The sequence below is a fragment of the Neopusillimonas aromaticivorans genome (genome assembly GCF_030344915.1).
GTDB classification, from domain to species: domain Bacteria; phylum Pseudomonadota; class Gammaproteobacteria; order Burkholderiales; family Burkholderiaceae_B; genus Neopusillimonas; species Neopusillimonas aromaticivorans.
On sequence record NZ_CP128233.1, the window covers coordinates 2,269,914 to 2,287,979 of the forward strand.

The following is an 18,066-nucleotide window of genomic DNA, read 5'->3' on the forward strand; positions in this document are numbered from 1 at the left end:
GGGGGCCGATAACGTATATTCAGGGGGCTAGCGGCAGCGTGATGTCAATGGCCAGCCCCCGGAAGGGGCCTCGCCCAGTGTCAGTGAACCCTGGTGGGCCTTTACGATGGCGTCTGACAGCGCCAGCCCCAATCCAACCGATCCGGTCAGTGTGCGCGCCGTATCCAGCCGGGAAAACGGTCGCAAGGCTTCGTTGCGACGCTCTGCAGAAATGCCTTCGCCATGGTCGATAATGCGAATTACGGCCAGGTTATCTTCTGTTGCCAGGCTGACTTCGACAGGCGGTTTGGCATGGTTCAGGGCATTGGTTACCAGGTTGTCGATCAAGCGCGCCAAGGCATGTCGATCGGCGCGCACAGGTACCGGGCCAGGGGCAAGCGCACCATGTGTACATCACTGCTTGTGCTTTCCCAGGCCCCGATCTGTTCGTCCAGCCAGGTTTTCAGGTCAAGGGGGCGAACTGGTACGTGCTGGGGTCAGTACCGCGGACAAAGCCGATGAACTGGTTGATCATCCGCTGCATGTCTTGAATGTCATTCTTGAACCCCTCCTGGGCTTCGGCAGCGTCGAGCATTTCTGCGCGCAGCCGCATGCGGGCCAGTGGGCCTTTCAGGTCATGAGGCAAACCGGCCAGCAACGTGCGGCGTATCGTTTCCGATTCGGCCAGCGTGTCCAGCATGGCATTGAAGCGTTCGGCAAGGCGGCGTGTTTCGGTTGGCCCGGAAGGTTCCACACGTTGCGGCTTGCCGGCGGCAAGCTGATCGGCCGCTTTGGCCAGTCGGGTCAGTGGCCGTGTAATGTGCCAGGAAAATGCGGCAACCATCAGCAGCAAGACCCCCATGCCACCCAGCCAGGCCAGGATGGCGGGCGTGCTGACCGGTGGGGCCAGTTGATCCAGCGGAATCACCAGCCATTCTTGCCGGGGCGGGCCGTCGCTGGTGTCGGGCATCAGGGAAATGTACATCCGGGGAACCGGCCCGCGAGACAACCCGACGCGGGTGCCGTCATCAAGCCGCGCGTTAAGGGCATCCACAAATTTACGCAGTTCGCGCCGCAGGTCATTGGCAGGGGGCGGGCTGTCGTCTGGTCGTTGCGTTGCCTGGGCCTCGGTCCGGACATCACGCCTGCCATCGGCAGGGCGGCCACGGCGCTCAAGCCGCGCATTGGGAGGCAGGGTACGGGTCCAGAGCCGCCATTCGTCACGCGAGGCCTGGCGCACGAATTCAGCGCGCTGGTCAGCCGGGATCTGCGCCAGTGATTGGCGCAGGGTGCGGATGGTGGTCGCGGTGACTTCGACGGTGACCTGTTCGGTGAATTTCTGGCGAAAATGCGCTACGGTGGCCAGTGTTGCCGCCTGTACTACCAGCAAAGACCCCAATGTCAGCACGATCAGCCGGGCACTCAACGAGCGGGGTACCAGGCACTGCAAGACGGAAAGCAGGCGGGCCATCAGGGTGAAAACCGGTAACCGACACCCCACACGGTCTGAATCCAGCGCGGTTGCCTGGGGTCGTCTTCAATGGCGCGGCGAAGGCGCAAAATGGCAATGTCGATGGCCCGGTCATTGCGTTCGCCTTCGTCATCGTCGCGGGCCAGGGCCAGCAGACGCTCGCGCGACAGCGGTTTGCCCGGGTTGCGGATCAGGGCTTCAAGCAGGTTGATTTCGCCACCCGTGAGTTTGATGGTTTCATTGTTCCTGAACAACTGGCGCAGGACGGGATCAAAGCGGAAGGGGCCGAATTCGACAGGCTGTTCCTTGATCAGGGCCGACGCCCCTTTCTTTCGACGCAGCACGGCCTCAATGCGTGCCAGCAGTTCACGCGGGTCAAAGGGTTTGCCCAGGTAATCGTCAGCCCCGGCTTCAAGGCCAATGACCCGGTCCACCGTTTCGTCTTTGCCGGTCAGCAAGATAACCGGGATGTCTTCGCCTTGCTGTCGCAGGCGGCGGCAGGCTTCAGCGCCGTCACCGGCGGGCAGCATGCGGTCCAGCACGACCAGGTCGGGCGCGTAACGGGCAATGCGTGCCTCAAGATCCTGGCTGTCGGGGGCGACCAGGGTGTCGTAATGATGGCGGTTCAGGTAGTCGGCCAGCAGTTGGCGCAGGGCGGGGTCGTCGTCAACGACCAGGACTTTGATCAGGTTTTTTCCATAGGATCAAGTTTGCGTGATTGGACGGCGGCGGGCAAGAGCCAGAAATAAACTGAAATGCCTCTTCATACTAAAATGGCGTGATGTCTTTCAGCACCGATCCCCTCGACACCCTGCAACAGGTTTTTGGTTATGACGCCTTCCGGGGCAATCAGCAGGCCATTGTTGAACATGTCGTCGGGGGTGGCGATGCGCTGGTCCTGATGCCAACGGGTGGCGGCAAGTCATTGTGCTACCAGATTCCGGCGCTGGTGCGCGATGGCGTGGGGGTGGTCGTTTCCCCGCTCATTGCGCTTATGCAAGACCAGGTCGATGCCTTGCTCGAGCTTGGGGTGCGTGCCGCTTTCCTCAATTCCACCCTCGACTGGCGTGAAGCGCGTCAGGTTGAACTGGCGTTTCAATCGGGGCAAATCGACGTTTTATATGTTGCGCCCGAACGTCTGCTCACCGAGCGTTGTCTCGACATGCTGTCGCGCGGCAAAATTGCCTTGTTTGCCATCGATGAAGCCCACTGCGTGTCGCAGTGGGGGCATGATTTTCGTCCTGAATATCTGGGCTTGTCGGTGCTGGCTGAACGCTGGCCGAATGTCCCGCGCCTTGCATTGACGGCAACGGCCACGACGGCTACCCGTCATGAAATCGTCCAGCGGCTCGGGCTCGATACGGCCGAGCAGTTCATTTCCAGCTTTGATCGCCCCAACATTTGTTACCGCATTGTCGAGAAGAACGATGTGCGCCGCCAGTTGTTGCGTTTCATCCAGAATGAACACGCCGGCGATTGCGGTGTGGTGTATGCCCTGTCGCGGGCCAAGGTCGAAGAAACAGCCGATTTTCTTTGCGAGCATGGAATTCAGGCCTTGCCCTACCATGCGGGTCTGAGCGCGTCGCGGCGGGCCGAGAATCAGTCCCGTTTCCTGCGCGAAGATGGCATTGTCATGGTGGCGACCATTGCCTTTGGCATGGGTATCGACAAGCCCGATGTGCGTTTCGTGGCGCACATTGACATGCCCAAATCGGTCGAAGGGTATTACCAGGAAACCGGCCGTGCCGGGCGCGATGGTGCGCCCGCAACCGCCTGGCTGGCCTATGGCCTGCAAGATGTCATGCAGCAGCGTCGCATGATTGACGAGTCACCGGGTGAAGAGGGGTTCAAGCGCCGCCTGGGCCAGCAGCTGGACGCCATGCTGGGTTTGTGCGAAACCGTCAATTGCCGGCGTCAGCGTTTGCTGGCTTACTTTGATCAGCAGATCGAACCGTGCGGTAACTGCGACACCTGCCTTGAGCCGCCTCAGGCCTGGGACGGCACGATTGCTGCCCAGAAAATGCTCTCGGCGGTCTACCGCTTGTGGCGTGAACGCGGCCAGCGTTTCGGTGGCGGGCATCTGATTGATATCTTGCGCGGCAAGCCGACCGAGCGGGTGCGCCAGAATCAGCACGATACCCTGTCGGTGTTTGGTGTCGGGGCCGATTTGTCAGAGCAGGCCTGGCGCGGTGTCTTGCGTCAGTTACTGGCCATGAACATTTTGGCTGTTGATCATGAAGGTTACGGTACGTTGGCGCTGACCGATGCCAGCCGGCCAGTACTGAAGGGGAAACGACCCTGATGTTCCGGCGCGAATCCGAAAAGTCAGCCCGTCAGGCTCGCGTGGCCAAACCGCGTGCGGCCCAGCCCGACCTTCCGCCCGAGGCGCAGCACCGCTTTGAAAACCTGCGGGCCTGGCGTGCCGAAGTGGCGCGCAGCCACGGGGTACCGGCATATGTCATTTTTCATGATGCCACGTTGCGCGAACTGGCGCTGGCGTGCCCCCAAACGCTGGACGACCTGGGTCATATCAGCGGGGTTGGCGTTCGAAAGCGCGATGCCTACGGTGAAGAGGTGCTGCGGTGTGTCAACCTGGGGCCGCTGGTCTAGATGGCGTATTTTCTGCAGCGGGCGGTTGATTGAGACGGTGTGGTGATCAGTCCTTGAACAGGTCAGGCGTGTTGCCTGCTGAAGCCGGAGGCGTCAACCCCAGGTGCCGCCAGGTGGTATGGGTGGCCATACGCCCACGGGGCGTGCGTTGCAGGTAGCCGTGCTGGATCAGGTAGGGCTCAATGACGTCTTCAATCGTGTCACGCTCTTCGCCGATGGCGGCAGCCAGGCTGTCAACGCCTACCGGCCCGCCATCGAATTTGTGGATGATGGCCTCTAGCAATTTGCGGTCCATCAGGTCCAGGCCTTGCGGGTCAACGTCCAGCATGGCCAGTGCCGCACCTGCAGTGGCCGCGTCGATGACGCCGTTGGACTTCACTTCGGCATAGTCGCGCACGCGACGCAGCAGACGGTTGGCGATACGCGGGGTACCCCGCGCACGTCGGGCAATTTCAGAGGCCCCGTCGGGGGTGATGCTGACATTCAGCAAATGCGCACTGCGCGTGACGATATGCGTTAAATCGGTCACGTTATAGAACTCAAGCCGGGACACGATGCCGAAGCGGTCACGCAGCGGGTTGGTCAGCATGCCGGCGCGGGTGGTGGCTCCAACCAGCGTAAAGGGTTGCAGGTCAATTTTTACGCTGCGTGCGGCCGGGCCTTCACCGATCAGAATATCGATCTGGAAGTCTTCCAGTGCCGGGTACAGAATCTCTTCGACAACGGGCGATAGCCGGTGAATTTCGTCGATGAACAGGACATCATTCTTTTCAAGGTTGGTCAGCAGGGCGGCCAGGTCGCCGGCGCGTTCAAGTACGGGGCCCGAGGTTTGCCGTAATTGCACCCCCATTTCGTGGGCCACGATGTGGGCCAGCGTTGTCTTGCCTAACCCCGGTGGCCCGAACAACAACACATGGTCAAGGGCCTCGCCGCGCTTGCGGGCTGCCGCAATGAAAATTTCCAGCTGTTCGCGCGCGCTGTGCTGGCCTACGTAGTCGGCCAGCAGCTTGGGTCGCAGCGCGCGTTCAATGGAGTCTTCACCGCTGGATGTCGTTTGCGGGCTGACAATCCGTTGGGGTGAGTTGCCGGTGAGGTCGTCTGATTTGATGGCCATAAAAGATTTTGTAGCGTTAACAGCGCAAGTCTAGCGCGCCAGCGATTTGAGGGCCAGACGGATCCCTTCAGCCACATCAACGTCGGCGGGTAAGGTTTTCAATGCGGCCTGCGATTCGGTGGCTGAATAGCCCAACGACAGCAGGGCGTTCAGGATATCGTCACGATTTGATGCGGGCTGGCCTGGAGTGCCTGCCGGCAAATCAGCACCGATTTTGCCTTTGAGTTCAAGCAGCAGGCGTTCAGCCGTTTTTTTGCCGATGCCGGGGACCCGCGTCAGGCGACCGGTTTCCTGACGGGTGACAGCGTCGGCCAGCTCTTCTGTTGACATGCCCGACAGCACCGCCAGCGCGGTGCGGGCCCCGATGCCGGTGACTTTGATCAGGGCACGAAAGGTGGCACGTTCTTGTGCGGATGCAAAGCCAAACAGAATATGGGCGTCTTCACGAACAGTCAGGTGGGTGAACAGGGTCACCTTGGCGCCGGTATCGGGCAGACCATACAGCGTGCTCATGGGGACATCGATTTCGTAACCAACACCACCCACATCAAGGCAGATCGTCGGGGGCATTTTTTCAATGAGGGTGCCGGTGAGTCTTCCGATCATGAAGGAGTTCCTGAAAAACAAGGTTATGGGGTGTCGTGCCGGTTTGGCTGGACAATCATGGCCCCGCCGGGAGGCAAGGGCATGATAACCACGGGGTGGTGTGTCAGCCTGTGCAGGCAGGGCTCATCATACCCCCGGATGACGTATTAAACGGTGCGGTCAGGCAAGGTCCGCGTATTGCGCTGTGTACTGGTGCAGCTCCCCGGAACATGCATTATTTATGTCAGTCGCCCACCCCGAAGTCGGGTGATGCCCAGTTTGCCCAGCGCCCCCGAGGCTTGCAGTTTCTCGGTCAGTGGACCGGTATGAGCATGGCAAATGGCACACGCCAGTGCATCGGCCGAGTCGGGCGAGGGCAGACCGCTGAGGTTCAGCAAGTGCTGAACCATCGCCTGGACTTGCTCTTTGGCCGCATGACCATTGCCAACAACCGACTTCTTGATTTGCAGCGCGGTGTATTCGTGTATGTCGAGGGCGTGATCGGCCAGGGCGCACATGGCCGCACCGCGGGCCTGACCCAGCAGCAGTGTTGAGGTCGGGTTGGTGTTCACAAACACCTTTTCAAGTGCCGATACGGTGGGCTGATGGGCAACGATGACTTCCCGGACATTGTCCAGGATGGTTTTCAGCCGCAGGGCCAGTGGCTGGTCGGCAGGCACCACGATGGTGCCGCTGCCGACATAACTCAGGCGCATGCCCTGGACATCGATGATGCCAAAGCCGGTACGCCTGAGCCCCGGATCAATGCCCAGAATCCGCATTAGTGGCGGAAGTGGCGGGTGCCGGTGAAGACCATCACAATGCCGCGTTCGTTGGCTGCCGCAATGACTTCGTCGTCGCGCACGCTGCCGCCGGGCTGGATGACGCAGGTTGCACCGGCGTCGACCACGACATCAAGACCGTCACGGAACGGGAAGAATGCGTCAGAGGCGACGGCCGAGCCTTGCAGGCTGAGACCGGCGTTTTCAGCCTTGATGGCGGCGATACGGGCCGAGTCGATGCGACTCATTTGCCCTGCGCCAATACCCAGTGTCATACCGTCGCCCGTGAAAATGATGGCATTGGATTTGACGTATTTGGCCACTTTCCAGGCAAACATCAGGTCTTGCATCTGCTGGGCGCTGGGTTGTTTTTCAGTAACGACCTTCAGTGCCGCCAGGTCAACCTGGAAGTCATCCGGGTTCTGTACCAGCCAGCCGCCGCCAACGCGCTTGATATCCAGCACGTTATGCGCAGCGCCAGCAGGAATTTCAAGCACACGCACGTTTTTCTTGGCAGCGAACAGGGCCAGGGCTTCAGGCGTGTAGGCTGGTGCCAGCAAGACCTCGACGAATTGCTGCGAGGTAATGGCCTGGGCACAGGCTTCGTCAACGGTGCGGTTGAAGGCAATGATGCCGCCAAAGGCCGAAGTGGGGTCTGTTTTATAGGCTTGCTGGTAGGCGGCAACAGGTGTTTCACCGACGGCAACGCCACAGGGGTTGGCGTGCTTGACGATCACGCAGGCGCCTTGCTCGAAGCTGCGGACACACTCCCAGGCCGCATCGGCATCGGCAATGTTGTTATATGACAGTTCTTTGCCTTGCAGCTGGCGGTAGCTGCCCAGCAGCCCCTGGCCGACGGGTTGGTCAACATAGAATGCCGCTGTCTGGTGGGGGTTTTCGCCATAGCGCAGAACCTGATGCTGTTTAACCTGCAGCGTTAATGTGCGTGGCCAGGCGTCGCGGTCGGGCGCGGTTTCCTGAGCGGGTTCGGCTTCGGCCAGGCTGGTGAGGTAGGCGGCAATTGCTCCGTCGTAGGCGGCGGTGTGGGCATAGACCTTGGCAGCCAGTTCAAGACGCAGGCCGTAGCCGGGCTCACCTTTCGGGCTGTCGATGTCGGCCAGAACGCGTGGGTAGTCGGCAGGGTCAATGACCACGCAAACACCGCCTTCCGGGGTGCCGTGGTTTTTGGCGGCGGCGCGAAGCATGGCCGGCCCGCCAATATCAATGTTTTCTACGGCATCCGCAAAGGTGCACCCCGGTTTGGCGACGGTTTCGCGGAAAGGATAAAGATTGACCACCAGCAGATCGATGCGGTCAATGCCGTGTTCCTCAATGGTCTTGAGGTGTTCCGCACTGTCGCGGCGTGCCAGAAGGCCGCCGTGGATTTTCGGGTGCAGCGTTTTGACACGGCCGTCAAGAATTTCGGGGATCCGGTATGCTGGGCCACTTCGGTGACCTGCAGGCCCGCTTCCGCCAGCAGCTTGGCGGTACCGCCGGTGGACAGCAGTTTGACGCCTCGGGCAGCCAGGGCCTTGGCAAAGTCGACGATGCCGGTTTTGTCAGAGACCGAGAGCAGTGCGGTTTGAGTTTTCATGGGATGACGAGAGAGTAGAGAAAAAATCAGGGTTGCAGCCCGTGGGACTGCAGTTTCTTGCGCAAGGTGCTGCGGGTAATGCCCAGCATTTCAGCCGCTTTCGACTGATTGCCATTGGCCCGTTCAAGCGCCACTTGCAGTACCGGGCGCTCGACGCAACTGACCACCATGGCCAGCATGTTGGCCGGCTCGGAGTCGCCCAGGTCGGCAAAATAGCGCTCGAGGTTGTCGCGCACGCTTTGTTCCAAAGAATTGAGGTCGTTCATGTGATTCTGTTTGTTGCTGTTGTTTTGTGCCGGGTCAGGCCGCTTTGATGGCGTCGTGCGTGGTTGCAACCCGCGGGCCTGACGGGCAGGCATGGGCGGGTTGATTGTCGAACCATTGTGCAACGGCGTTGATCTGGTCTTGGGTGGATTCGGTGGTGTTGATGTGTGCCAGCAATGAAGCGCTATCCGGGAAGTTGCCCAGATACCAGCCGATGTGTTTGCGCGCTGAGCGTACGCCAGTATATTCGCCATAGAAGCGATAGTGGTCTTCAAGGTGTTCGAGCAGACATTCACGCAGCTCACCCAGGGTGGGTGGCGGCAAGTGCCGGCCGGTTTCCAGAAACCAGGCGATTTCACGGAAAATCCAGGGGCGGCCTTGCGCGGCACGCCCGATCATGACGGCATCTGCCCCGGTGTAGTCAAGTACCTGGCGGGCCTTTTCGGGGCTGTCGATGTCGCCATTGGCGATCACCGGTATGGTGATGCTTTCCTTGACGGCCTTGATCGTGTCGTATTCGGCCTGCCCGGTGTACAGGTCGGCCCGGGTGCGACCATGCAGGGTCAGGGCCGCAATACCGGTGTCTTGCGCCAGTTGGCCGATGCGCAGGGCATTGCGTGAACGAGTGTCCCAGCCGGTGCGGGTTTTGAGGGTGACCGGCACGTTAAAAGGCTGGCAGGTCTGTACGACGCGCTCAAGAATGCGCGCCACCAGGGCCTCGTCGCGCAGCAGGGCTGACCCGGAGGCGACATTGCACACTTTCTTTACCGGGCAACCCATGTTGATGTCGATGATCTGTGCGCCTTTCTGGATATTGAAGACCGCCGCTTCGGCCATCATGTCGGGGTCGGCGCCGGCAATTTGCACCGCAATAGGGGTGCATTCGCCGTCGTGGTTCAGGCGCCGTGACGTTTTGACACTGTTCCAGAGCCGTGGATTGCTGGCCGCCATTTCAGATACGGCGTACCCGGCGCCCAGGCGTTTGCATAGCTGCCGGTAGGGCCGGTCGGTAACGCCAGCCATCGGGGCAACAAATACAGGGTTGGGAAGGGTCCAGGAACCAATACGCATGGCCATGATTTTAACCGCCAATTCGGGCGGGGGCCGAAGGCCCGGTCATGTTCGCAAGCCTTGCAGCAGATGGGTGGCCAGCGGGGTGCGCAGTGCCGGGCTGAGATCCATGGCCAGCAGCCCCAGGCCACAGGCATGTTCGACCAGCGGGTTGCCCGTGGCAAAAATGCGCGGCAATACATCGGTGATGGTGCCGGTGGTCCAGCGGTCAGCCCGCCGTTGTCGGGTAAAGGTATCCAGGGCAGGTTCAGGTGATTGGCATGGACTGGCCACCCAGAAACGCAGGGTATGGGCCAGTTGCGCGGCGTCGCGCAGCCCCAGGTTCAGGCCCTGGCCCGCCACCGGGTGCAAGGTTTGGGCGGCGTTGCCGATGGCCACGCGGCGTGGGTCAAGGCGGACAGGGCCGGCGTTGAGGGTGAGCGGGTAAACACGGCGCGGCGAATTGACTTTCAGATGGCCCAGGCGTTGACCAAAAGTGCCGAGCAGGGCCGCGTCGAACGCGGCATCGTCAAGCCCCGCCAGTTCGTTGGCCCGGGCCGGTTGGCAACACCAGACCAGGCCATAGTGGTTCGCCCCTGACGGGTGAGGCAGTACGGCTAGCGGCCCTTCACGGGTAAAGCGCTCGAAGGCCCAGCCTTTCAGCGGTGCCGAGGCCGTGACCGTGGCCAGGATAGCCGCCTGGTCGTACTGCCGTTCAAGCCCTTTGGGCCGAACACCGTCAGACTGCACAGCCATGTGAGCGTGCAAAACTGCGCCGGTTTCTGCCAGCGTGACAGTGACACCCGTCGTGGTGGTTTGTGTGGCGGGTGTGGTGCCCTGAATCAGCGTGACACCACTGTTGTGCACTGCGCGATGCAATTGCTGCAGCAGATCGGGGTAGGCCACGACGCTGCCCAGCCGTGGCACGTTGAAGTCTGTATTGCGAATCAGGGTGCGACCCAGGCGTTGCCGCTGCGACACATGAACCGTTTCAATAGGGCTGTGGCGTGAAGGCCAGCCGTGCACGGATTGCAGCACCACCTGGCTGCCGTAATTGACCGCAATTGAACGTGGGTCGCTCAGATCCGGGGATTCGCTGTCCGACAGGAACGTGTTGCCGATCAGGGCGATGCGGGCAGGGTCGGGGGCGTAGCGCGCCAGCAGCAAGGCCAGTGTGCTGCCAACCGGGCCGGCGCCGGTAATGACCAGGTCGTATTCGGCATTGGGCATGGGGGTTCTACTACAATCGGGTGTTTGATTGGATTACGGGGTGCATTGTGGGAAAACATCGCAGCAAAGTCATTGTATCGCTGCTGGCCGCCGTTCTGGGCGTCTTCGGCGCGCACTGGTGGTATTTGCGTCGGCCCTGGGCGTGGTTGTTTACGCTGGTTACGGTTGGGTTGCTGGTTTGGGCACAAACCTTTCCAAGCCGGTGGGACAACCCGGCTTTTCTGCTGCTCATTATTCCATTGGCGGCCGCTTGCATCGAGGCGCTGGTGTTTTGCCTCAAGACCGACGCCTGGTTTGATGCCCGCTATAACCCGGGGTCAGGGCAAACGACACGTACCGGCTGGGCCCCTGTTTTAATCGCCATATTCACGGTATTTCTGGGCGGTACAGTGGTGGTGGCGGGCATTGCCGCAACGGTGATGTATGTGTACACCGCTATGGGTTGGCTGGACGGTTATACGTTTTAGCCAGGGTCATGGCCTTTTGGCCGGCACCGTGTTTGCCGATGCGCACAATCCGGGCTGTAGAGGTCAGGGCCCGGTGACGTTGTTTTCGTGAGTCTGGTCGGTTGCGAGTGTTGTTTTCAGGCTTGTAGAACAAGGCATTTCGCGGCTAAAATACGGGCCTCTTCATTTTACAGGAGCTGAAGCGGTGAGTACCGATTCTGGCGACAGTAGCAGTCGATTGTGTATCGACTTTTTTATTGCTTCCCAGGTGCGCATCTAAGCCCTTCAGCCGGGCCGCACTCTGGTCAGCATGTTCAGGGTGTGGTCGTTCTTGCCGGGTGTCCTCCGGCACTTTCACCACAAAATGTTTCAATCAAGTCCGCCATGGTCAGCGGACTCGTGCGTGTGCCGTTTGCCCGGTACGCGAAAGGTGGTGTTATGCGTTTATTCAGTCTGTTCCTTCGTCGTGCCGGTGTCCAGGCCACCCCTGTTGCGCTGCGCAAGCCGGCGTCGTCACGTCTTACCGTGGTGTGCGACAGCCGGCAAATGGCTTCTGTACGACGTTTTATTTATAAAAGCTTTCAGGGTGCCGGCCTCAAGGTAGTGTCGCTCCAGGTGGGGCACGCCACTGACCCGAATCTGGTGTCGGCCTGTGTGACGGTAACCTGTCCCCTGAAATGCGGCCTGTGCTGATGAAGCAGGCCCGCGAACTGGCCCGTACCGATGGCGTGCGTGATGTGCGTTGGGGTGACCACCGGCATATTGTTTTAAACTAGACGGGTCTTTATCTCTAGTTTCCGGGTTGTAGTCCATGGATATCATCGGCTGGCTGACGCCGTGGGAATTTTCCCCGCCCTGATACTCTGCTTTATCGCAGGTATTGTGTTGTTTGTCAGGGGTGCCCGGGTTCATCGCGTTTCTGCAGCGCGTCAATGGCTGTTCTGGATTGGTCTCGTGGTGTTGTATCTGTCAATGCATACCCGTATCGATTATTACGCCGAGCGCCTGTTTTTTGCCCATCGCTTGCAGCATCTGGTGTTGCACCATCTGGGGCCGTTGTTGATCATGGGGGCGTACCCGGGGCAGGTTTTGCGTGCGGGTTTGCCCATGCCCGCGCGCATCTGGTTGAAAAACTTCCGGCAAACCACGGCCGGGCGTTTTACTGAGGGTCTGCTGACAAACAAGTTCCTGGTTCCGTTCCTGTTCGTGTTTCTGGTTGTTATCTGGCTGATTCCCACCATTCAGTTCTACTCGATGCTCGACTGGCGGTTGTACCGTTTCATGAACTGGTCAGTGGTCATTACCGGCTTCCTGTACTGGAATCTCATTCTTGATCGCCGACCGAACCCGCCTGCGGTCATGTCGCCGGGTGCACGCATTTTTTCGCCGGTGATCACGATGGTGCCGCAAATGGTGGTCGGTGCCATCATCACCTTCACTGAATACGACCTGTACCCCATTTTTGATTTGTGCGGGCGGGCCATTCCGGGCATGTCTGCAGTAACCGACCAAACCATTGGTGGCCTCACGATGTGGGTTCTGGCGGGTTTTGTGGAAGTTTTTGGTTTGTTGTTTGCGCTGGGTACGCTCATGCGGCTGTCTGGCAAACGGCGACTGCCCGAGAAAAACGGGCTGTAGCGGCGGCACTGCGGGCTAACGGGGCGACGCCATGAGGCCGACCATGCACGCATTAGGGCTGACATTGGCACTGGCGCTGGCTGGCCCGCTGTCACTTCAGGCGCAGCCAGCAGGTCTGCCCAGCATGGGTTCGGCGTCTTCCGCCGACCTTTCCCCGGTGCTTGAAAAAGCGTTGGGCGATGCCATCATGGAGCAGGGCTACCGAGACCCAACCTATATCGACGATCCCGATGTCTCGCAATTTCTCAATGAGATGGGGCGCAAGTTGGCCAGCGCCTCCAGCTCAGCGCCAGTAACAATTTTCGGGGTGCGTGATCCGGCCATCAACGCTTTTGCGTTGCCCGGTGGTTACATTGGTATCAATAGTGGTCTGGTAGTGTCGTCTCGTAACGAATCCCAGCTGGCCTCGGTGGTGGCGCACGAAATGGGACACGTGTACCAGCGTCACGTGGCCCGTGGCATGACTCAAGCCAATCAGTCCAGTTATCTTGCCATGGCCTCGATTGCAGGGGCGCTGCTGGCGGCGTTGGCCGGTACCGGTGATCTGGCGGCAGGCATCGCCGCCTTTGGCCAGGCGGCCGCTGTCGATCAGCAACTTGGCTTTTCGCGACAGGCCGAGCAAGAGGCCGATCGTTCCGGTTTCGAAATGCTGCGTCGTGCGGGCTATGATCCGGCCGGTATGGCAGAAATGTTTGCCATGCTGGGCAATGCGTCACGGTTGAATGAAGGCATGGGCGGTGGCGCCTACGCCAGTACCCATCCGCTGTCCATTCAGCGGATGTCCGATATCGAAAACCGGGTGCGTGGCTTGCCAGCCCAAAAGCGTACAGACTCTGATGCCTACTGGTTTGTGCGTGCCAAACTGCGTGCCCTTCAGGCCCGTGACCCGCGTGCCTTGCGGAACATGGAGGCCGCCTTGCGCGAAGAAGTCAAAACCTTGTCGGGTGTCCGGAAGTCAGCGGCCTGGTATGGGTTGGCGTATGCGGCCTGGCAACGCAAAGATCTTGATGCGGCCGAAACTGCCCTGCGAAACGCCCAGGCCGATGGCATCCGGGTGCCACCCTGGTCGCGCTTGAGGCCGAAATTGCCCTGGCTCGTGGTCAGGCTCCGGCGGCGGTAGCCCTGGCTTCCAAAGGCCTGGAACGCTGGCCAGACAACCAGGGGCTGGGTCTGGTGACTGCGCGTGCCTTCGATGCCAACAAACAGCCTGAACAGGCATTGGCGGTGCTGTCCGACATGATTCGTCGTTGGCCCAACGAGCCGCGCTGGTACCAGTTGCAAGGACAGAACCTCGAACGTGTCGGCAAACCGGTTCAGGCGCGCCGTGCGATGGCCATTTATTACGACAAGACAGGGGCCTTGCCCACGGCCATTGAACAGCTTCAGCAAGCACGCAACATGACGAAAGATTTTTATCTGCAGTCAGAGCTTGACGTTGAAATTCGTACCCTGCAAGAACGCGTCCGCCAAAATCGCAGCCTGCTGCAGCAGTTCCGTTAGGGCCAGGTGGCGTCTGCTGCTGCCCGGTCAGGGTCAGGTGGCCTTGTGGCCTGCTTCGCCAGGGCACCATCGCATTGCCGCAGTGCCCCGTCGGGTGGTTAATCGAACGCCACTTGTGCTTTCAGCCAGAATACACGGCCCGGTTCATTGATGCGGCGGTTTACGAACGCCACATTACCCGGAATATTGGCTCCCGATTTCGACAAGTGCTCTGAATAGGTTTTGTTGAACACGTTGTCGACCCCGGCCGTTACCAGCAGGGTTTTATTCGGTCGCCAGCCGGCATTCAGTGACAGTACGCCAAACCCGCTGCTGGGTCCCAGATCCTTGCCGTTGTTCACAATACCGCCTGAACCGATGTCGTAGCGGTGTTGTGCCGCAGCCAGTCGCCACAAAACGCCGGCGGACCAGGGGCCTTGCGCATAGTTCAACCCCAGTCGCAGCTCAAGCGGGGGTTGCTGCGCCAGCGGTTTGGCGTCGGTCCGGTTCTGGCCGTAAACGTAAGACAGGCTGGCGACGGCTTGCCATTGCGGGTTCAGTTGCCAGGCACCGTCCAGTTCGCCGCCAATTACAGTGGCATCCACATTGCGGGTCTGGTTCCTGTCCCAGTTGATCAGAATGTAGTCATCAACCCGCCCGTAAAAAGCCGATGCGGAAATATCCAGCGGGCCATGGCGCCACCGGGTACCGATATCCAGCTGTGTGGTTTTTTCTGGCCGTGTCGACAAGAAGGAGCTATTGCTGCCCTCCGGGCTGCGACGCATGCGTTCCCAGTAGTCGGGGAAACGCGCGGCGTGGCCGAGGCCGACAAACCATGTGCTGCCCGGTGCGAAATCCTGTTCGTAGCGCAGGAAGCCGCTGGTCAAGGTACGTTTGTCGGTTTGTCCTGCGGTTACTGACTGGTTTGGCATGCGCTTGTCACGCGCCTCGTGCCAGTCGACTCGCAAACCACCGATCAGGCGATCAGCATCGTTGATGAACCAGGTTCCTTCACTGAAAACGCCGCGTTGTGTGAAGCGCATGTCCTCGACCCGGGGGCGGCCTTGTAGGCGGCATTGGCGGCATCGCTGCTGTTGCGCATGCCGCTGCCTCGCAGGGTGTGGACATCCTGGCGCAGGTCGGCCCCCACCACCACTTCCCAGTTGTCACCAGGTTTAAGTGTGGTGCTCAGGCGGCCTCCAGTGGTTTTCCGGTCGGGGTTGCTGGCCATGTATTTTGTCCCCGGTGGAACATCACGCAGACTGTAGTTGTCCATGACGTGGTCGACATAGTTGTAGTAGACGCGGCCTTCAATGGTATCGACGATGCCACCCATGCGCTTGCGTTCGAACATCAGCGATAGATTCTCGCGTTTGAATTTGCTACCGTCCATGGCCCGGTCTGCATAGGCGGCGCGTCCGTCGCTCAGGTTGCCGGACAGTTCGATACGGGTATTGTCGTCGGGAGTCAGGCCGATGGCGGCATGGCTGCTCCAGCGCAGGTATTCAGAATGCACGCGGTCGCCTTCGCCATCCTTGTAGTTATCGGACTGGGCGCGGGTGCCACCGGCTCGCACATAGCCCATGGGGCCGCCCACTGTTGCATCGACCATTTGGTCGTTGCGGCCAAAGCTGCCGCCGGTCAGACTGGCATTACCCTTGATGCCGAACGTAGTCATGCGTTTGAAGTCGCGTTCGAACAGAACGACACCGGCCGATTGACCGGCGCCATAGCGTACGCTCTGGGGACCTTTCAAGACCGTAACGCGGTCAAATGATTCGGGGTAAACATAGGCGGTGGGTGGGTCCATGCGGGCACCGCAGCCACCATAGATTTCCTGGCCATCCAGCAAAATGCCCAGACGTGAGCCCGAGAATCCGCGCAAGACGGGATCGCCGTCAGTGCCCCTTTGCGGATCACCGAAAAGCCGGGGATGCTTTTCAGGAAGTCGGCGCCGTCATGGGCAGGTACCGGCTGACGGGGCGCTTTGGGATCGGTGGTGATGGTCAGGGGGCGTCCGGCATCGGCGCGGTGACCACTACCGGTTCAAAGGTGCGTACGTTTTGCGCGTTCAGAACGGGGGAAAAGGCAAACAGCAGGGCGGCGGGCAGCGCAGCTACCCGAAAATTCAGTGGTGTCATCGAAATCTCATTACTTCGCAGGCAGACGGAGCAACCGGCCAGGCAACCGTGCACGACATGGCTGCGCATTGCGAGGCGCAGGCTGTTGCGTGTTACGGGCACGATAACGAAACGGAAAAACGCGTGAAGCGTTTCCGGATCAGGCCGGTTACAGGAAAATCAGACAGTCGGAAGCAATGAGAAAGGAGGGCTGTGGCCGGGTGGCCAGGCCCAGGAGTCTGTCAGGCGGATCGCCGCAGGGGCATTGCCGACAGAAAAGGCGGGGTGTGAGGTTGTCGCGACCGCAGCAACCGCCAGGGTGCCAACGTGGGTGGCAGGGCGGGCGGGCCGCCGCACAGCAGGCACTCGCCGGTTTTGTGGATGCGCAGGCTGTTGTCGGTGTCTTGTCCGTCGGCAGGCACATCCATGATGACGATGCCGGCCGATGTACAGACAACAATTTGCAGCCGGTCGGCAGCGGCACCGGGCATGAGGCCTGCAAACGCGGGCCCGAGGCCCTGCAGCCCGATAGCGAGCAACAGCAGCCATTGAACCCCGAGAAAGCGCCATCCCTTGTGTGTCATGGGGCGCGATTATAGCGGGTGTTTACGCGTGGCGTTCGAAGAAACGTGACAGCCGCATCGGCAGCCAACTGACATTTCCGGGGAAACTGCCGTTGACAAAACCGACGTGTCCGCCTTCAGCCGGCTGGTGCAGCAGCACCTGTTCCGAGCAGTCGCCCGGACCCGGCAGCGAGGCTTCGGGCACGAACGGGTCGTTGCGGGCATTCAGAATCAGCGTGGGGGTTTGCAGTTGTCGCAACAGCGGCTTTGATGAGGCGCGCGTCCAATAATCGAGCGCATTTTTGTAACCATGCATGGGCGCGGTGTACATGTCGTCAAAATCGCGTAACGTACGCACGTGGCCCAGCCGGATGGTGTCGATGCTGGCCGGGAAACGGCGCGCTTTCTCGGCGACCTTGCGTTTCATCGATTTCAGGAAATAGCGCGAGTAGATTGACTTGCCCGCCCAGGTCGTTGACAACGTATTGCCGGCAGCGACCAGATCCATGGGGACAGACACGGCTGCGGCGGCGTGCAGCCAGCCGGTGGTGTTCGGGTTCTCGGCAAGATACTTCAGCAGGGCGTTGCCGCCCAATGACACGCCGGCGACATGCCAGCGGGCATTGGGTACCCGGGCCCGGGCGGTATCCAGCATAAAGCCGATGTCTTCGGTGTCACCCGAGTAATAGGCACGTGCCATGCGGTTTGGAAACCCCGAGCAGCTGCGGAAGTGTCCGATGACTACCACCCAGCCGCGCGCCCTGAAGTACTGGGCGATGGATTGTGCGTAGTGGCTGTGGCTGCTGCCTTCCAGGCCGTGGAACAGCATCAGGGCGGGTGTTGCGTCGAGGTTTTGCAGGGCATGCCAGTCGGGGCGTTCGGCCCAGCGATGGGCTGCCGTGTGTTCCAGCGTGGCATCGGGTTCAACCCGCGCATTACCCGCGGTTTTGTCAGCGAAAAGGCTGGGCCCGGTCCAGTCGAAATCGACAAAGTCGCTGTCGGGTGTGTCAACCCGCTCGCGTACGAAGGTAACGCGATGAAAGCGCGCGCCTGTTGCGCCCCAGATGGTTTGGGCATGGCCGCCGGGTAACCAGATGGGGGTGGGCAGGGTGACAGATCGAGTGTTGCGGTCACGGTGCGG

The 18,066-nt window shown here is 60.4% G+C and carries 14 protein-coding genes and 6 pseudogenes; 6 read left to right on the forward strand and 14 right to left on the reverse strand.

The window, feature by feature from the left end:
* Positions 1-19: 19 nt before the first annotated feature.
* Both N7E01_RS12530 and N7E01_RS12535 read right to left on the reverse strand, forming a co-directional pair.
* Positions 20-1,450, reverse strand: a pseudogene (locus tag N7E01_RS12530) (ATP-binding protein).
* Positions 1,450-2,127 (reverse strand): response regulator, encoded by a 678-nt coding sequence (locus N7E01_RS12535; protein ID WP_289175809.1) that lies wholly within the window; start codon positions 2,125-2,127, stop codon positions 1,450-1,452. Before N7E01_RS12535 ends, N7E01_RS12530 begins: the two are co-directional and overlap by 1 nt.
* Here N7E01_RS12535 and N7E01_RS12540 point away from each other — a divergent pair.
* Both N7E01_RS12540 and recQ read left to right on the forward strand, forming a co-directional pair.
* Positions 2,065-2,199: a hypothetical protein gene (locus tag N7E01_RS12540; RefSeq protein ID WP_289173109.1), complete on the forward strand. Its 135-nt coding sequence runs from the start codon at positions 2,065-2,067 to the stop codon at positions 2,197-2,199. The two genes, N7E01_RS12535 and N7E01_RS12540, sit on opposite strands and share 63 nt — an antisense overlap.
* Positions 2,200-2,231: 32 nt before the next feature.
* Positions 2,232-4,060: pseudogene (gene recQ, locus N7E01_RS12545) on the forward strand (DNA helicase RecQ).
* A gap of 46 nt (positions 4,061-4,106) precedes the next feature.
* Here the strand turns inward: recQ and ruvB are convergent.
* From ruvB to N7E01_RS12580, 7 genes and pseudogenes are all read right to left on the reverse strand, one after another.
* Entirely contained in the window at positions 4,107-5,174 is a 1,068-nt protein-coding gene (gene ruvB, locus N7E01_RS12550) for a Holliday junction branch migration DNA helicase RuvB (RefSeq protein ID WP_289173110.1), read from the reverse strand.
* A gap of 30 nt (positions 5,175-5,204) precedes the next feature.
* Positions 5,205-5,780, reverse strand: coding sequence for a Holliday junction branch migration protein RuvA (ruvA, locus tag N7E01_RS12555; RefSeq protein ID WP_289173111.1), 576 nt, complete (start codon positions 5,778-5,780; stop codon positions 5,205-5,207).
* Positions 5,781-5,998: 218 nt separating this feature from the next.
* Entirely contained in the window at positions 5,999-6,541 is a 543-nt protein-coding gene (gene ruvC, locus N7E01_RS12560; protein ID WP_289173112.1) for a crossover junction endodeoxyribonuclease RuvC, read from the reverse strand.
* A pseudogene (purH, locus tag N7E01_RS12565) lies at positions 6,541-8,135 on the reverse strand (bifunctional phosphoribosylaminoimidazolecarboxamide formyltransferase/IMP cyclohydrolase). The gene ruvC and the pseudogene purH overlap by 1 nt, the downstream one beginning before the upstream one ends.
* Before the next feature lie 26 nt (positions 8,136-8,161).
* On the reverse strand, positions 8,162-8,401 hold the full coding sequence (locus N7E01_RS12570) for a helix-turn-helix domain-containing protein (protein WP_289173113.1): 240 nt from the start codon (positions 8,399-8,401) through the stop codon (positions 8,162-8,164).
* Positions 8,402-8,435: 34 nt separating this feature from the next.
* On the reverse strand, positions 8,436-9,476 hold the full coding sequence (gene dusB, locus N7E01_RS12575) for a tRNA dihydrouridine synthase DusB (RefSeq protein WP_289173114.1): 1,041 nt from the start codon (positions 9,474-9,476) through the stop codon (positions 8,436-8,438).
* 39 nt (positions 9,477-9,515) lie between these two features.
* Positions 9,516-10,679 (reverse strand): FAD-dependent monooxygenase, encoded by a 1,164-nt coding sequence (locus N7E01_RS12580; protein WP_289173115.1) that lies wholly within the window; start codon positions 10,677-10,679, stop codon positions 9,516-9,518.
* 47 nt (positions 10,680-10,726) lie between these two features.
* On the opposite strand from N7E01_RS12580, the gene N7E01_RS12585 reads away from it, so the two are divergent.
* The 4 genes and pseudogenes from N7E01_RS12585 (at position 10,727) to N7E01_RS12600 (ending at position 14,263) form a co-directional block, all read left to right on the forward strand.
* Positions 10,727-11,146, forward strand: a complete 420-nt coding sequence (locus N7E01_RS12585) for an NINE protein (protein WP_289173116.1) — start codon at positions 10,727-10,729, stop codon at positions 11,144-11,146.
* Positions 11,147-11,563: 417 nt separating this feature from the next.
* Positions 11,564-11,818 carry a hypothetical protein gene (locus N7E01_RS12590; protein ID WP_289173117.1) on the forward strand — a complete coding sequence of 85 codons (255 nt, stop codon included), beginning with the start codon at positions 11,564-11,566 and terminating at the stop codon, positions 11,816-11,818.
* Between the two features lie 118 nt (positions 11,819-11,936).
* Positions 11,937-12,763, forward strand: a pseudogene (locus N7E01_RS12595) (cytochrome c oxidase assembly protein).
* 31 nt (positions 12,764-12,794) lie between these two features.
* Positions 12,795-14,263: pseudogene (locus N7E01_RS12600) on the forward strand (M48 family metalloprotease).
* 98 nt (positions 14,264-14,361) lie between these two features.
* Here N7E01_RS12600 and N7E01_RS12605 read toward each other — a convergent pair.
* The 5 genes and pseudogenes from N7E01_RS12605 to N7E01_RS12625 form a co-directional block, all read right to left on the reverse strand.
* On the reverse strand, positions 14,362-15,285 hold the full coding sequence (locus N7E01_RS12605; RefSeq protein WP_289173119.1) for a TonB-dependent receptor domain-containing protein: 924 nt from the start codon (positions 15,283-15,285) through the stop codon (positions 14,362-14,364).
* The gene (locus N7E01_RS12610; RefSeq protein ID WP_350494853.1) at positions 15,219-16,127 is read right to left on the reverse strand and encodes a TonB-dependent receptor plug domain-containing protein; all 909 of its coding nucleotides are present in this window, start codon (positions 16,125-16,127) and stop codon (positions 15,219-15,221) included. The genes N7E01_RS12605 and N7E01_RS12610 overlap by 67 nt, the downstream gene beginning before the upstream one ends.
* Positions 16,128-16,248: 121 nt before the next feature.
* A complete protein-coding gene (locus N7E01_RS12615; protein WP_289173120.1) occupies positions 16,249-16,383 on the reverse strand; it encodes a hypothetical protein in 135 nt (44 codons plus the stop codon).
* A gap of 221 nt (positions 16,384-16,604) precedes the next feature.
* On the reverse strand, positions 16,605-16,946 hold the full coding sequence (locus tag N7E01_RS12620; RefSeq protein WP_289173121.1) for a DUF2946 family protein: 342 nt from the start codon (positions 16,944-16,946) through the stop codon (positions 16,605-16,607).
* 22 nt (positions 16,947-16,968) lie between these two features.
* Positions 16,969-18,059: pseudogene (locus N7E01_RS12625) on the reverse strand (YheT family hydrolase).
* Positions 18,060-18,066 lie beyond the last annotated feature (7 nt).